The organism is Phytobacter sp., from assembly GCF_059074235.1.
This window is the reverse complement of record NZ_JCACPZ010000008.1, coordinates 771,414-784,758: the sequence shown is the minus strand read 5'-3', so window position 1 is coordinate 784,758 and position 13,345 is coordinate 771,414. Positions and strand designations below refer to the sequence as shown.

Here is a 13,345-nt window from a genome sequence, read left to right as displayed (position 1 = left end):
TTTTGCGGTTTTTAAGTCATTGGTAACTAAAACATTCCTGGGGGATAAATGAGCGCGGGAAGCCCTAAATTCACCGTACGTCGCGTGGCGGCTCTGTCACTGGTTTCACTTTGGCTTGCAGGCTGTACAAGCTCCAACAATGCACCTGCACCGGTGAGTTCCGTTGACGGCAACACCAGTTCCAGCACGAATTCCGGAATGTTGATCACGCCGCCGCCAAAAATTGGCAATCAAACGCAGCCGCAGATTCAGCCGGTACAGAAGCTACCACAAATTCAGTCCACGCAAATTCAGCCCGTGGCTCAGCAGCCTGTTGAGACCGCTAATGGTCGTATAGTTTATAACCGTCAGTACGGGAACATTCCGAAAGGCAGCTATAACGGCGGCAGCACGTATACTGTGAAACGTGGCGATACGCTGTTTTATATTGCCTGGATTACCGGGAACGATTTCCGTGATTTGGCGCAGCGTAACCACGTTGCAGCCCCATATGGCCTGAATGTTGGACAAACCCTTCAGGTAGGAAATGCGTCCGGCACACCAATCACTGGCGGAAATGCCATAACTCAGGCTGATGCTTCTGCTCAAGGAATCATCACAAAACCTGCACAAAATTCCACCGTAGCTGTTGCGTCGAAACCAACAATTACGTATTCTGAGGATTCAGGTGAACAAAGTGCTAACAAAATGTTGCCGAACAATAAGCCTGCGACACCAGTCACAGCGCCTGTTACGGCCCCATCAGTCAGCACGACCGAACCGATTGCCAGCAGTACTTCTACCAGTGCACCAATTTCAACCTGGCGCTGGCCAACTGATGGCAAAGTTATCGATACCTTCTCTGCAACCGAAGGTGGCAACAAAGGTGTCGATATCGCAGGTAGTAAAGGACAGGCTATTGTCGCGACCGCAGATGGGCGCGTTGTATATGCCGGTAATGCACTACGCGGTTACGGTAATCTTATTATCATCAAACATAACGATGATTACCTGAGTGCCTACGCCCATAACGATACGATGCTGGTTCGGGAACAACAAGAAATCAAGGCGGGGCAGAAAATTGCTACCATGGGTAGCTCCGGAACCAGTTCTACACGCTTGCATTTTGAAATTCGTTACAAGGGGAAATCCGTAAACCCGCTGCGTTATTTGCCGCAGCGATAATTCGGCAAAGTAGTTGAACCTTTCATCATTTTCGTCGTTGCAGCGCGCGCAGATGCCGCTGCAACAGGCAAAATGATGAGATTTCAGGTGCTTTGTCCAGGGATCACGGGTAGGAGCCACCTTATGACTCAGAATACGCTGAAAGTTCATGATTTAAATGAAGATGCGGAATTTGATGAAAACGGAGCAGAGGTTTTTGACGAAAAAGCCTTAGTAGAAGAGGAACCCAGTGATAACGACGTAGCCGAAGAGGAGTTGTTATCTCAGGGGGCAACCCAGCGAGTGCTGGATGCAACTCAACTCTATCTTGGGGAAATTGGTTACTCCCCATTACTGACAGCCGAAGAAGAAGTTTATTTTGCACGTCGCGCATTACGCGGCGACGTCGCATCCCGCCGTCGCATGATTGAAAGTAACTTGCGTTTGGTGGTGAAAATTGCCCGTCGATACAGCAACCGTGGCCTTGCGCTGCTGGATCTGATCGAAGAGGGGAATTTGGGTCTCATCCGCGCTGTTGAGAAATTTGACCCTGAACGTGGGTTCCGTTTCTCGACTTATGCGACCTGGTGGATTCGTCAAACCATTGAACGGGCGATCATGAATCAAACCCGTACAATTCGTCTGCCAATCCATATCGTGAAAGAGCTGAACGTCTATCTGCGTACCGCACGTGAGTTGTCCCATAAGCTGGACCACGAACCGAGCGCGGAAGAGATTGCCGAACAGCTTGATAAGCCGGTCGATGACGTGAGTCGTATGCTACGTCTCAACGAACGTATCACTTCTGTTGATACCCCGTTGGGCGGCGATTCCGAAAAAGCGCTGCTGGACATCCTGGCAGATGAAAAAGATAACGGCCCGGAAGACACCACACAAGACGATGACATGAAGCAAAGTATCGTCAAATGGCTGTTTGAGCTGAATGCTAAACAGCGTGAAGTGTTGGCGCGTCGTTTCGGTCTGCTCGGCTACGAAGCCGCTACGCTTGAAGATGTTGGTCGTGAAATCGGTCTGACTCGCGAACGCGTTCGTCAGATTCAGGTTGAAGGTCTGCGTCGCTTGCGCGAAATCCTGCAAGCCCAGGGACTGAATATTGAAGCCCTGTTCCGCGAATAAGTTTTGAATATCAAAAGGCCGGTCACCTGACCGGCTTTTTTTTGTGCTTTTTTCAGCCAAAACTAGCGTTTATCTTCCGCCAGTAGCGGCGGGATAGTCGGCACCTGCGGCGCATCGTCGATGTCTTTCTGCGTCATGCGAAACGCCTGCGGATAATGTTCGCGACTGGTACGGCGCAGCGGCTCAGTATTACGCCAGGTATATAAACAGTGCTGGCACTGATAGACGATCCAGACATCTTTCACTGGCGACGTCGCCATCACTTCAATGTGCTCATCGGCACAACGTGGACAAATCATTTTCCCCTCCTTATTGACGTGCGGCCAGCATTGCGGTCAGTTTTTCAGCCCAGGCTTTGGTTTCAGGAAGATCCTGTACCGGCTGGCTATAGTGACCACGGCTGTCTGGTGCGACAGGCGTGGTGGCGTCGATGATCAACTTATCGGTGATCCCGGCAGGGCTTGAGCCCGGGTCGAGTTCCAGCACCGACATGTTCGGCAGTTGCACCAGATCGCCCGCCGGGTTCACTTTCGATGACAATGCCCACATCACCTGCGGCAGATTAAATGGATCGACATCCTCATCGACCATAATCACCATTTTCACGTAGCCAAGTCCGTGTGGCGTGGTCATGGCGCGCAGCCCGACCGCACGGGCAAAGCCACCGTAGCGTTTTTTGGTGGAGATAATCGCCAGAAGGCCGTGGGTGTACATGGCATTGACCGCCTGCACTTCCGGGAACTCGGCTTTCAGTTGCTGGTAGAGCGGTACACAGGTTGCCGGTCCGATCAGGTAGTCAATTTCCGTCCACGGCATACCGAGATAGAGTGATTCGAAGATGGGTTTGGTGCGGTAAGAGACTTTATCAATGCGCACCACCGTCATGTTGCGACCGCCGGAGTAGTGACCGGTAAATTCACCAAAAGGCCCTTCGATTTCGCGCTTACGCCCTTCAATCACCCCTTCCAGAATGACTTCAGAGCCCCAGGGCACGTCGAAGCCGGTCAACGGTGCAGTGGCGATAGGGTAGGGGCTTTCACGCAGCGCGCCTGCCATTTCGTATTCGGACTGATCGTATTTAAGCGGTGTGCCGCCCATCAGGGTAATAATTGGATCGTTACCGAGCGTAATGGCAATGGGTAAGTCTTCACCGCGCTCTTCCGCTTTATGCAGATGCAGCGCGATGTCATGCATCGGAACCGGTTGCAGGCCCAGCTTGCGCTTGCCTTTGACTTCCATACGATAAATGCCGACGTTCTGTTTACCGAAGTGGTCGGGATCGAGCGGATCGCGGGAGACCACGCAGGCTTTGTCCAGGTAGAAGCCACCGTCGCCATCGTTCAGGCGGAATAAGGGCAGAATATCGAACAGGTTGATGTCATCGCCGTCGACGGTGTTTTCCGCCCAGGCCGGATTAGCGCGGCGCTCTGGCGTCACAGGGAATTTATCCCAACGACGAATGAACTCATCAATCTGGCTCTTCACCGGCGTATTCGGTGGGAGGCCCATCGAGATGGCATGGTTCTGCCAGGAGCCAATGGTGTTCATCACCACACGGGCATCGGTAAAGCCGCGAATGTTATCAAACCAGATGGCGGGCGCGCCTTCACCGATACGTCCGGTGGCGTTAGCCGCAGCGGCCAAATCTGGCTCGGCGTTAACCTCTTCACTGATTTTCAGCAATTGCCCCTGGTCATCGAGGGCTTGCAGGAAGCTTCGCAAATCATCAAAAGCCATAGTCTTTCTCCTGTGAAAAATTCTGCGCCGCCCGCAGACCTTCCCAGCGGCGTGCTTTGTGGTGCTCAAGACCAAACTGGTCGAGCACGCGCGTCACAATGTGTTGGGTGATGTCATCCACGGTCTGCGGGTGGTTGTAATACGCGGGCATCGGGGGAACCATCGCTACGCCCAGACGTGACAGCGCCAGCATGTTTTCCAGATGAATGGTGCTGAGCGGGGTTTCCCTTGGGACGAGCACCAGCTTGCGGCCCTCTTTGAGCACCACATCGGCGGCACGTCCGACCAATCCTTCTGAGTAGCCAGCGCGAATACCGGCCAGGGTTTTCATGCTGCAGGGGATGATGATCATGCCGTCGGTGCGAAACGACCCTGATGAGATAGTGGCCGCCTGGTCTGCCGGGCTATGGCAGACATCGGCCAGTGACGCCACATCACGGGCACTGTAAGGGGTTTCCAGTTCAATGGTGGTTTTTGCCCATTTCGACATCACCAGGTGCGTTTCGACCTCCGGCATATCACGCAAGGCTTGTAACAGCGCAACACCCAGCGGCGCACCTGTTACACCTGTCATGCCGATTATCAGTCTCATTCATCACCTCAATACATTTTGTTCGTATGCGAACATTTTGAAAAAACTTACGCCTCTTCGAAACGGCTGACAATATTGTTCGTGTACGGTCGCACTTTTTGCTAAAAATTGAGCGATTAAAAAGCGCGGCGTTAATCGCTATCATAGGCAGGAGATTTTGTAACGGAGCACTCATGGAGTTAAGACACGAAGCCTTCCACCTGCTGCGCCAGCTGTTTCAGCAGCACACGGCGCGCTGGCAGCAAGCCTTACCGGAACTCACCAAGCCGCAGTACGCGGTGATGCGCTCCATTGCTGAAAATCCCGGTATTGAGCAGGTTGCGCTGACGGAAGTCGCGGTGAGTACCAAAGCTACGCTTGCGGAAATGTTGAGCCGTATGGAGGCGCGTGGGCTGGTCAGGCGCGAACAGGACCCGGCTGATAAACGGCGGCGTTTTTTATTTCTGACACCGGCGGGGGAAGCGACACTGAATATCAGCATTCCTCTTGGCAACGGTGTGGATGACGAATTCCTGGGTAGACTCAGTGCTGAAGAGCGTGAGCAGTTCACTACCCTCATCCGCAAGATGATGCGCTGAAACGCGTGTGCCGGAAAAAAACAAACCGCCCTAAGTGGGCGGTTTGTCGGTAAGACGGGGATCAGTTCAGGGTGTATTCCAGAGAAATTTCCGCGTTCAGAACTTTAGAAACCGGGCAACCGGCTTTGGCTTTCTGAATCGCCTCATCAAACTTGGCCGCATCGGCACCTGGCACTTTTACCGCGCTTTTGAGGGCGATTTTTGTGATCGCGAAACCGCCGTCAACCTGGTCCAGCGTGACGGTTGCCGTTGTGTCGATACTGTCTGCCGTGTAGCCGACTTCGCCCAGAATGAGCGAAAGCGCCATTGAGAAGCAGGCCGCGTGCGCAGCAGCAATCAACTCTTCCGGGTTGGTCCCCGCAGCACCTTCAAAACGCGTATTAAAGCCGTACGGTTGCTGTTTGAGCACACCGCTCTCGGTTGAAACAGTCCCTTTGCCATGTTTAAGATCGCCTGCCCAGTGAGCCTGTCCTTTCTTGTGAATTGCCATCGCATCGTTCCTTTTCATTATTGAGTGAAATAAATCGAGAGAAGTAAAAAGTATAGAAGCCGATGAGGGGCTTGCCTGGCATTACGGAGATTTATTCGCAGAAAGGAAAGACCCGCAGAGAGGCTGCGGGTCAGAGGGACTACAGCAGATTTTTCAGACGATAGATCCACTCCAGCGCCTGGCGCGGCGTCAGGGAATCCGGGTCGAGATTTTCCAGCGCTTCGACGGCCGGATTGGTCTCTTCCGGTGCACTCAGCAGCGACATTTGTGTGCCATCAATCTGGGTCGCCCCTGCGCTCGGAGAGAGGCTTTCCAGCTCACGAAGTTTGCCACGTGCGCGTTTGATAACCTCTTTCGGTACCCCGGCCAGCGCCGCAACGGCAAGACCGTAGCTTTTGCTCGCCGCGCCATCCTGCACGCTGTGCATGAAGGCGATGGTGTCGCCGTGCTCCAGGGCATCCAGATGCACGTTGGCAACGCCTTCCATTTTTTCCGGCAGTTGGGTCAGCTCGAAATAGTGGGTTGCGAACAAGGTCAGTGCTTTGATTTTATTCGCCAGATTCTCCGCACACGCCCACGCCAGCGACAGGCCGTCGTAGGTTGACGTACCGCGTCCAATCTCATCCATCAGCACCAGGCTGTGCTCGGTGGCGTTATGCAGAATGTTGGCGGTTTCGGTCATCTCCACCATAAAGGTCGAACGGCCTGATGCCAGATCGTCTGCCGCCCCCACGCGGGTGAAGATACGGTCGATCGGACCTATGTCGACCTTTTGCGCCGGGACGTAGCTGCCTATATAAGCCAACAGCACAATCAGTGCGGTCTGGCGCATATAGGTACTTTTACCGCCCATGTTTGGACCGGTGATGATCAGCATTCTGCGCTGCGGCGACAGGTTGAGCGGGTTGGCAATAAACGGCTCTTTCAGCACCTGCTCTACGACCGGGTGACGCCCCTCCACGATGCGAATACCGGGTTTATCACTAAAGGTCGGGCAGCAGTAATTCAGCGTATCCGCACGTTCGGCGAGGTTGACCAGCACATCCAGTTCTGCCAGCGCGGTGGCGCTTTGTTGCAGGGCTTCAAGGTGCGGTAACAGCAGGTCGAACAGTTCGTCATAAAGCTGTTTTTCCAGCGCCAGCGCTTTGCCTTTCGAGGTGAGGACTTTGTCTTCGTACTCTTTCAGCTCAGGAATAATGTAGCGTTCGGCGTTTTTCAGCGTCTGACGGCGCACATAGTGAATCGGCGCGAGGTGGCTCTGCCCACGGCTGATCTGAATAAAGTAACCGTGCACGCCGTTGTAGCCGACTTTGAGCGTATCCAGTCCCAGTTTCTCGCGTTCGCGGATTTCCAGTCTGTCGAGGTAATCGGTCGCACCATCTGCCAGCCCGCGCCACTCGTCGAGTTCGGCGTTATAGCCCGGCGCAATCACACCGCCGTCGCGTACCAGAACCGGAGGCGCATCAATAATGGCGTGTTCGAGCAGTTCACGCAGTTCAGTGAACTCGCCCATTTTTTCACGTAACTGCTGCACGGGAGCACTGTCGACCGTGGCCAGTTGTGCGCGCAGTTCCGGCAGTTGCTGGAAGGCATAACGCATGCGCGCGAGGTCACGCGGACGCGCGGTACGCAGCGCCAGGCGCGCCAGGATACGTTCCAGATCGCCGACCTGACGCAGTACCGGTTGCAGTTCGCCGGTGTTCTCCTGCAGTGCCCCAATGGTCTGCTGGCGTTCAAGCAGGGTTTTGCTGTCACGCACTGGCATATGCAGCCAGCGTTTTAGCATACGGCTGCCCATTGCGGTGACGGTGCAGTCGAGCACGGAGGCAACGGTGTTTTCAATGCCACCGGCCAGGTTCTGAGTGATTTCGAGGTTACGGCGAGTCGCCGCATCCATAATGATGCTGTCCTGCTGGCGCTCCATGGTGATGGAACGAATGTGCGGCAGGGAGGTACGTTGCGTATCTTTGACGTACTGCAACAGGCAGCCTGCCGCACACAGACCGCGCGGCGCATTTTCCACACCAAAACCGACCAGGTCACGCGTGCCAAACTGCAAATTCAACTGCTGGCGCGCGGTATCAATTTCGAACTCCCACAGCGGGCGACGACGCAGGCCGCGACGGCCTTCAATCAGCGCCGTTTCGGCAAAATCTTCGGCATACAAAAGCTCTGCCGGATTGGTGCGTTGCAGCTCTGCCGCCATGGTTTCGCGGTCAGCCGGTTCGCTAACGCGAAAACGCCCGGAGCTGATGTCCAGCGTGGCATAACCAAAGCCTTTGCTGTCCTGCCAGATGGCCGCCAGAAGGTTGTCCTGACGTTCCTGCAACAGCGCTTCATCGCTGATAGTGCCTGGCGTGACAATACGCACCACTTTGCGCTCTACCGGCCCTTTGCTGGTGGCCGGATCGCCAATTTGTTCGCAAATCGCCACGGATTCGCCGAGGTTAACCAGTTTTGCCAGGTAGTTTTCGACCGCGTGATGCGGGATACCCGCCATCGGAATTGGCTCTCCCGCTGATGCTCCGCGTTTGGTTAGCGAGATATCCATCAACTGGGATGCACGTTTGGCATCGTCATAAAACAGTTCGTAAAAATCCCCCATCCGATAAAAGAGCAGAATCTCCGGATGCTGAGCTTTCAGCTTCAGGTACTGCTGCATCATTGGGGTATGGTCTGAGAAATCCTTGTCAATTGACTCTTTCATATTGAAATTACTCATTTTTTTAAGTCTTGGTGGTGATCAGGTGAACTCATTTAAAACCCATATAAACCCACGTAACCCCAAGGATTTGTATACCAGGTGTATTCTAGTTAGTATCGGGAATACACACTTTTACTCGTGATATACATTGAGATACCACATAAGAAGATGATTCTGATTCAGTCTATTATTATCAATAAGTTATCTATCGATATTAAACCTGAACTGGACTCGACTGGCAAAATTTCGTAGGTGCCAAATCCCAATCGAAAGCCATATCTTATCACTGACAGCCATCGTGATTCACCAGTCGGTTTTGGTGTAAAAATCAGTGCCACTAAAAGACCTATATTGTTCAACGGATAGTCTCTTCTCCTGGAAACTGTCCCAATACAGGGGGAGCAGGTCACCGGATTTTAATAAACAATTATTTATATCAACAAGTGAGAAAGATGAAACGCTTAGAAGTGGAGATTTCAGGGGACATGCTGAATTGTGGGGGAAGGCGAACCATTATTGTTGTGGCAGAAAGAGATGTCTTGCTGCCACATGCAGGGTTAATTAACTTTTGGGAAATCCACCACGGTGTCATTTACACGGTTGATCATATTCGTAAACAGAATTGCACTGACTGCACTGATGACTTCCACCACTTGCCGATCGCTAAAACCCGCTGCCAGAAAGCGGCTGACGGTTTGTTCCGGTAGTGTGTTGCGGGTCGTTACCAGGGTTTTCACAAATTTGACCAGCGCATCAATATGCGGGTCTTCCGGATACTCTCCCCGGCGTAATGCCTGAATTTGCTCAACGCTATAGCCTGCCATTTTCCCGGTGAGCGTATGTGCCGCCAGGCAGTAATCACACCCTGACACTTCACTTACCACAAGGTTAACGGCTTCAATTTCTTGTTTATTCAACTGGCTTTTAGCCAGCGTGGCGTTGTGTTGCAACGCCTGACCGAGAATGTCAGGAGCTATCCCGATGGCCTGGTAGGCATTCGGTACTTTACCCATCGCCCGTTTAATGGTGCTAAAGAGGTCTGCAGTCTTGCCCGTGGCATTGTTGGGGTGTACAAAAGTTAAACGACTCATCATTTTTTCCTTTCAGTTTAAGGGTTTCGCCATATCGGCGATGAGCACATAATAGGGCGCCGCGGACAGGCATTCTGGCCGTATCGTCTCGATTATGTGTCTTATCGTCTCAGGAGCCAGGGTGGATAACCTCAGTCGCTTGCTTTCCTTACTTTCGCCAACATGCAGCGTCAATCTTCACTGCCGTTTTACCGGGCACTGGAATGCTGATCACCCACAGCAGCTTGCCGGTACTGTGCCCTGGCATGTCATTCTTCATGGTGAAACCCGACTGGTCGTAGAAGGGAAGACGTTCGATGTGCGTGCTGGCGATATCCTTCTGCTTCCGCACGGATCGTCACATTTATTGCAAAGTCTGGTGGACTGGGGGCAGGTTGTTCCTGCACAGGTCAACAATAATGGCACCGTAACTGAAGTGTGGACGGAAGGGCCGGGGCCAGCGGTAGAGGTTTTGTGCGGTGAGTTTCATTTTGGTCCGGGCTATCGCTGGATGTTCGCTGATGAAACAAGACTGATCCATCTTCATACCGATGAGCGACACGATTTTCCTGAGCTGGAAACGCTGCTTCTTATGCTGGTACGCGAAAGTTTGAGCGGTTTACCGGGCAGTGCGAGTATCGTTAAAGGACTCGCAGAAACTTTGCTCGCGCTGATCCTGCGTATTTTACTGTCGCTGCACGAGCCTCCCGCCGGTGTGTTACGGCTGCTAAGCGACAAACGTCTTGCTCCTGCTGTATTGGCCGTTATCGCCGATCCGGCATCACCATGGACTATGGAGTTGATGGCGCAACGCTGTTTTCTGTCCCGTGCCACCTTCGCTCGCCACTTTTCGCATAGCTATCATCAGACGCCCCAGTCATGGCTCAACCAGTTACGTATGGTGTTGGCGGCGAGACTGCTTTTAGAAGAGAGAAGCCTGACAGCGGAGAGAGTGGCAGAGCAGTGTGGTTTTTTGTCGCTGTCGTCATTCTCTAAAGCGTTCAAAAAAACCTATGGCATAACGCCTGCCCGGCACCGTAAACGTGGGTAGAGCAAACCACGCCGTAAATTAACGCCCTGCGCGAAGCGACTGAGGTGGAATGCCATATCCGCGAACAAACACCTCCCGCATATGCCGTCTGTCGCGAAAACCGGACTCGCGGGCAATGGCATCCAGTGACAGGCGGCTTTGTTCAATCATTAAGCGTGCAGTCTCAAGCCGTAGCCCTTCAATCGCTTTTGCCGGTGATTTGCCCGTCTCCTGACGAAACAGGCGGCTGAGCTGGCGGGCGCTGACGTGCACCGCATCGGCAAGCATTTCCACTGTCAGGGTTTTACGCAGATTATTACGGGCATATTCCAGCGCAGTTTGCAGGCGATCTGAGCGAGGCGCCAGGGCAAGCATTTCAGAATGCTGTGTCTGGCGGGCAGTGGTTTGCAGAAAATGAACTACCCCAGGGCTGGCGGGGTCCTCTACGGGTGAAAGCACGCCTGCTACCAGCCAGGTATCCACCCGCGTTTCCTCGCTCAATTTCGCTGAATCCACGCCGACACCAGAAGAAGAAGGTACGGTTCCTCCGTGTTCGGAGTAGACCACAGGCTGGTAAAATGGGCGCTCAGCCATCAGAGAGGCGCCCAGGCCCATCAGAATCCGCGAAGCCACCAGCACCCTGTAGTCCGGAGCGATGGAAAAAATAAAGGCCCCCAACCCAAATACCAGCATGCCCGCCAATATCTGTGTTCTGCGCATGATCTTACCGAACATAACCTGTGCCAGCGGCACCCCTGGCGCAAACGTCAGGCCGAAAATAGAGAGCAGACGGGCACTTTGCGCATCGCTAATTCCCCACTCCTGAGAAATCGGGACCAGACTGCCAGCAACAGAAAGCGAACCGGTCGCCTGAATAAAATAGGCCAGGCTAAGTGCCCATAGTGCACGCCTTTGAGACATGGACAGGTGATTTTGCATCATAAACTCCAGAGATGGGGCAGTAACCTGCCCCAGAGCAGGTTACGCAACCGGTATTGGGTTCTCCACCATTGACTGATTAAACGCATTCACCATCTCGTGTTCATTGATGCCGGGGTTAGAACGGGCAGGGAGCACATTATCGACAATCGCTTCAATGGCGTCTGTCGACAGTTTGTCAAAGGTCTGCTCGATGAAATCAGCTAATGGCATCGCGCGGGAATCACCGCTTTTGTAGATCAAGTCGGTGTCGACCCAGGGCGGTGAGATTTCAATGACCTTCACACCGGCATCGCGTAGTAAAAAACGCTGTGACAGGGTGTAAGAGTGAATTGCTGCTTTGGTTGCTGAGTAGAGTGCATTGGTCACGAGGGGTAAAAAGGCCAGAATCGAACTGTTATTGATCAATACCGCATCAGGTTGCTGTTTCAGGTGTTCAACAAATGCTGAACTGACCCGAACAGTACCCAACAGGTTGGTATCCAGTAAGGTAGTGGCCATGTCGTCATCCAGTTCGGCGGCAGCATTATCGAATGGCATAATTCCAGCGTTATTGATCACCACATTCAGTGCCGGATAGCGGGAGAGCACCTCTTTCGCCGCCGATTTAATGCTGGATGAATCGGTGACATCCAGAACCACGGAATCCATCCCCGGGTTGGCCGCAGTGACTATGTCCAGAAGAGTCTTACGACGGCCTGAAATGATCACCTGATTACCCAGTTGATGAAATTTTTCAGCCATCGCACGGCCAATACCAGACGTGCCGCCAGTGATAAAAATAGTATTGCCTGTCAGTTTCATACGGTTATTCCTGTTGGGTAAGGCCGGAGCGAGGATGACAATCGACGAGGTATTGATGATGGTGCCTGCGCTTCGCACGACAAATCCGGGATCCACGCAGAATGAACAGCTTGGGTGCCAGACGATTGGCGTAGATAGCACCGATACCGGAGGATGCACCTGTGAACACGACGGCGCTTTTAGCGGGTTGTGTTGCGGGACGCATTGCAGACTCCTCTCGGTCACTGTTGATTCGGTGAGAGAATCATAAGTAAAAAAGAGATGTCTTAAATGACGATTATGGTGGTCATTTGGGACATTCCATGTCTCACTTCAAATGACCTTCAGGAGTGAAAGTAAAGATTGGGTTGTCGTTTATTCCGACCCATAACCCCGGTTTCAGGTGGTTAGTCATGGGCAGTGAGTTCAATGGGGTGGCGTAGCGCTATCCTAAAGCAGCGCCCGTCCGGCAAGATGGCCAACTCCCATCGACAAAACCATTGCCATGGTGCTCCAGAACGTAATTCTGATGATCGCCCTGACAGGAGGCGCTTTACTCACAATCGAGGATATGTAGCCAAGAGCAGCCAGTGAAAAAAGAGTGGAAAAGATAATAAATGAAACAACCAGTTTTGCTGGACTCAGCCAGGCAACGATTAAAGGCAGCAGTGCACCGGCAGAGAAGCTTAGTGCTGAAAAGATGGCAGCCTGTAGAGGCTGTGCAGAATTCGTCCCTGTCAGACCGAGTTCTTCCCGGGCATGGGCATCCAGCGCATCTTTCACCATTAACTGCTCTGCCACCTGGTGAGCAATTGTCGGCTCCACTCCACGCTGTATATACAATGAAGTAAGCTCCCGTACCTCACCCTGATAATCTGTTTCCAGTTCTTTTTGTTCTTGCGCAAGAGCTGCGTTTTCTGTATCCGCCTGAGATGAGACTGAAACATATTCTCCTGTTGCCATCGACATCGCACCTGCAACCAGTCCGGCAACCCCCGCCAGTAAAACAGCAGAGGGACCCGTATTGGCAGAGGCGACTCCGAGGACAAGGCTCGCCGTCGACACAATACCGTCATTTGCCCCCAGTACAGCGGCCCTTAGCCATCCAATGTTTTCAATACTGTGTCGCTCAAGATGCATGT

The 13,345-nt window shown here is 53.0% G+C and carries 14 protein-coding genes and 1 pseudogene; 5 read left to right on the top strand and 10 right to left on the bottom strand.

Features of this window, described 5'->3' with window-relative positions:
• Positions 1–48 precede the first annotated feature (48 nt).
• Positions 49–1,164, top strand: coding sequence for a murein hydrolase activator NlpD (gene nlpD, locus AC5JPW_RS21575; RefSeq protein WP_494243120.1), 1,116 nt, complete (start codon positions 49–51; stop codon positions 1,162–1,164).
• Positions 1,165–1,287: 123 nt separating this feature from the next.
• Positions 1,288–2,280: an RNA polymerase sigma factor RpoS gene (gene rpoS / locus AC5JPW_RS21570; RefSeq protein WP_437432584.1), complete on the top strand. Its 993-nt coding sequence runs from the start codon at positions 1,288–1,290 to the stop codon at positions 2,278–2,280.
• Positions 2,281–2,342: 62 nt separating this feature from the next.
• Here rpoS and AC5JPW_RS21565 read toward each other — a convergent pair whose 3' ends face one another.
• The 3 genes from AC5JPW_RS21565 to AC5JPW_RS21555 are packed head-to-tail and all read right to left on the bottom strand — an operon-like array spanning position 2,343 to position 4,609.
• The gene (locus AC5JPW_RS21565) at positions 2,343–2,579 is read right to left on the bottom strand and encodes a non-oxidative hydroxyarylic acid decarboxylases subunit D (RefSeq protein ID WP_494243119.1); all 237 of its coding nucleotides are present in this window, start codon (positions 2,577–2,579) and stop codon (positions 2,343–2,345) included.
• Positions 2,580–2,589: 10 nt separating this feature from the next.
• Complete coding sequence (locus AC5JPW_RS21560; protein WP_494243118.1) at positions 2,590–4,017, bottom strand: non-oxidative hydroxyarylic acid decarboxylases subunit C; 1,428 nt, start codon at positions 4,015–4,017, stop codon at positions 2,590–2,592.
• A complete protein-coding gene (locus AC5JPW_RS21555) occupies positions 4,007–4,609 on the bottom strand; it encodes a non-oxidative hydroxyarylic acid decarboxylases subunit B (RefSeq protein ID WP_494243117.1) in 603 nt (200 codons plus the stop codon). The genes AC5JPW_RS21560 and AC5JPW_RS21555 overlap by 11 nt, the downstream gene beginning before the upstream one ends.
• Positions 4,610–4,782: 173 nt before the next feature.
• On the opposite strand from AC5JPW_RS21555, the gene AC5JPW_RS21550 reads away from it, so the two are divergent.
• Positions 4,783–5,187: a MarR family winged helix-turn-helix transcriptional regulator gene (locus AC5JPW_RS21550; protein WP_494243116.1), complete on the top strand. Its 405-nt coding sequence runs from the start codon at positions 4,783–4,785 to the stop codon at positions 5,185–5,187.
• 61 nt (positions 5,188–5,248) lie between these two features.
• On the opposite strand, the gene AC5JPW_RS21545 is transcribed toward AC5JPW_RS21550, so the two are convergent.
• Both AC5JPW_RS21545 and mutS read right to left on the bottom strand, forming a co-directional pair.
• Positions 5,249–5,677 carry an OsmC family protein gene (locus AC5JPW_RS21545; RefSeq protein ID WP_494243115.1) on the bottom strand — a complete coding sequence of 143 codons (429 nt, stop codon included), beginning with the start codon at positions 5,675–5,677 and terminating at the stop codon, positions 5,249–5,251.
• A gap of 139 nt (positions 5,678–5,816) precedes the next feature.
• On the bottom strand, positions 5,817–8,384 hold the full coding sequence (mutS, locus tag AC5JPW_RS21540) for a DNA mismatch repair protein MutS (RefSeq protein ID WP_494243114.1): 2,568 nt from the start codon (positions 8,382–8,384) through the stop codon (positions 5,817–5,819).
• Between the two features lie 165 nt (positions 8,385–8,549).
• Here mutS and AC5JPW_RS21535 point away from each other — a divergent pair.
• Positions 8,550–8,782, top strand: a pseudogene (locus AC5JPW_RS21535) (integrase); the annotation flags it as partial.
• A gap of 156 nt (positions 8,783–8,938) precedes the next feature.
• Here the strand turns inward: AC5JPW_RS21535 and AC5JPW_RS21530 are convergent.
• On the bottom strand, positions 8,939–9,472 hold the full coding sequence (locus AC5JPW_RS21530) for a carboxymuconolactone decarboxylase family protein (RefSeq protein WP_494243113.1): 534 nt from the start codon (positions 9,470–9,472) through the stop codon (positions 8,939–8,941).
• Between the two features lie 121 nt (positions 9,473–9,593).
• Between AC5JPW_RS21530 and AC5JPW_RS21525 the strand changes: the two genes are divergently transcribed.
• Positions 9,594–10,502, top strand: a complete 909-nt coding sequence (locus AC5JPW_RS21525; protein ID WP_494243112.1) for a cupin domain-containing protein — start codon at positions 9,594–9,596, stop codon at positions 10,500–10,502.
• A gap of 18 nt (positions 10,503–10,520) precedes the next feature.
• Here the strand turns inward: AC5JPW_RS21525 and AC5JPW_RS21520 are convergent, their stop codons facing one another.
• The 4 genes from AC5JPW_RS21520 to AC5JPW_RS21505 form a co-directional block, all read right to left on the bottom strand.
• The gene (locus tag AC5JPW_RS21520) at positions 10,521–11,402 is read right to left on the bottom strand and encodes an AraC family transcriptional regulator (protein WP_494243917.1); all 882 of its coding nucleotides are present in this window, start codon (positions 11,400–11,402) and stop codon (positions 10,521–10,523) included.
• Positions 11,403–11,462: 60 nt separating this feature from the next.
• Positions 11,463–12,224 carry an SDR family oxidoreductase gene (locus AC5JPW_RS21515; protein ID WP_494243111.1) on the bottom strand — a complete coding sequence of 254 codons (762 nt, stop codon included), beginning with the start codon at positions 12,222–12,224 and terminating at the stop codon, positions 11,463–11,465.
• 4 nt (positions 12,225–12,228) lie between these two features.
• Positions 12,229–12,429 (bottom strand): hypothetical protein, encoded by a 201-nt coding sequence (locus tag AC5JPW_RS21510; protein ID WP_494243110.1) that lies wholly within the window; start codon positions 12,427–12,429, stop codon positions 12,229–12,231.
• Between the two features lie 224 nt (positions 12,430–12,653).
• A complete protein-coding gene (locus AC5JPW_RS21505) occupies positions 12,654–13,343 on the bottom strand; it encodes a VIT1/CCC1 transporter family protein (protein WP_494243109.1) in 690 nt (229 codons plus the stop codon).
• Positions 13,344–13,345 lie beyond the last annotated feature (2 nt).

Bases quoted from the DNA above. Each gene is read 5' to 3' on its own strand.
- nlpD (WP_494243120.1), top strand. From the start codon at position 49: ATGAGCGCGGGAAGCCCTAAATTCACCGTACGTCGCGTGGCGGCTCTG.
- rpoS (WP_437432584.1), top strand. From the start codon at position 1,288: ATGACTCAGAATACGCTGAAAGTTCATGATTTAAATGAAGATGCGGAA.
- AC5JPW_RS21565 (WP_494243119.1), bottom strand. From the start codon at position 2,579: ATGATTTGTCCACGTTGTGCCGATGAGCACATTGAAGTGATGGCGACG.
- AC5JPW_RS21560 (WP_494243118.1), bottom strand. From the start codon at position 4,017: ATGGCTTTTGATGATTTGCGAAGCTTCCTGCAAGCCCTCGATGACCAG.
- AC5JPW_RS21555 (WP_494243117.1), bottom strand. From the start codon at position 4,609: ATGAGACTGATAATCGGCATGACAGGTGTAACAGGTGCGCCGCTGGGT.
- AC5JPW_RS21550 (WP_494243116.1), top strand. From the start codon at position 4,783: ATGGAGTTAAGACACGAAGCCTTCCACCTGCTGCGCCAGCTGTTTCAG.
- AC5JPW_RS21545 (WP_494243115.1), bottom strand. From the start codon at position 5,677: ATGGCAATTCACAAGAAAGGACAGGCTCACTGGGCAGGCGATCTTAAA.
- mutS (WP_494243114.1), bottom strand. From the start codon at position 8,384: ATGAAAGAGTCAATTGACAAGGATTTCTCAGACCATACCCCAATGATG.
- AC5JPW_RS21530 (WP_494243113.1), bottom strand. From the start codon at position 9,472: ATGAGTCGTTTAACTTTTGTACACCCCAACAATGCCACGGGCAAGACT.
- AC5JPW_RS21520 (WP_494243917.1), bottom strand. From the start codon at position 11,402: ATGTCTCAAAGGCGTGCACTATGGGCACTTAGCCTGGCCTATTTTATT.
- AC5JPW_RS21515 (WP_494243111.1), bottom strand. From the start codon at position 12,224: ATGAAACTGACAGGCAATACTATTTTTATCACTGGCGGCACGTCTGGT.
- AC5JPW_RS21510 (WP_494243110.1), bottom strand. From the start codon at position 12,429: ATGCGTCCCGCAACACAACCCGCTAAAAGCGCCGTCGTGTTCACAGGT.
- AC5JPW_RS21505 (WP_494243109.1), bottom strand. From the start codon at position 13,343: ATGCATCTTGAGCGACACAGTATTGAAAACATTGGATGGCTAAGGGCC.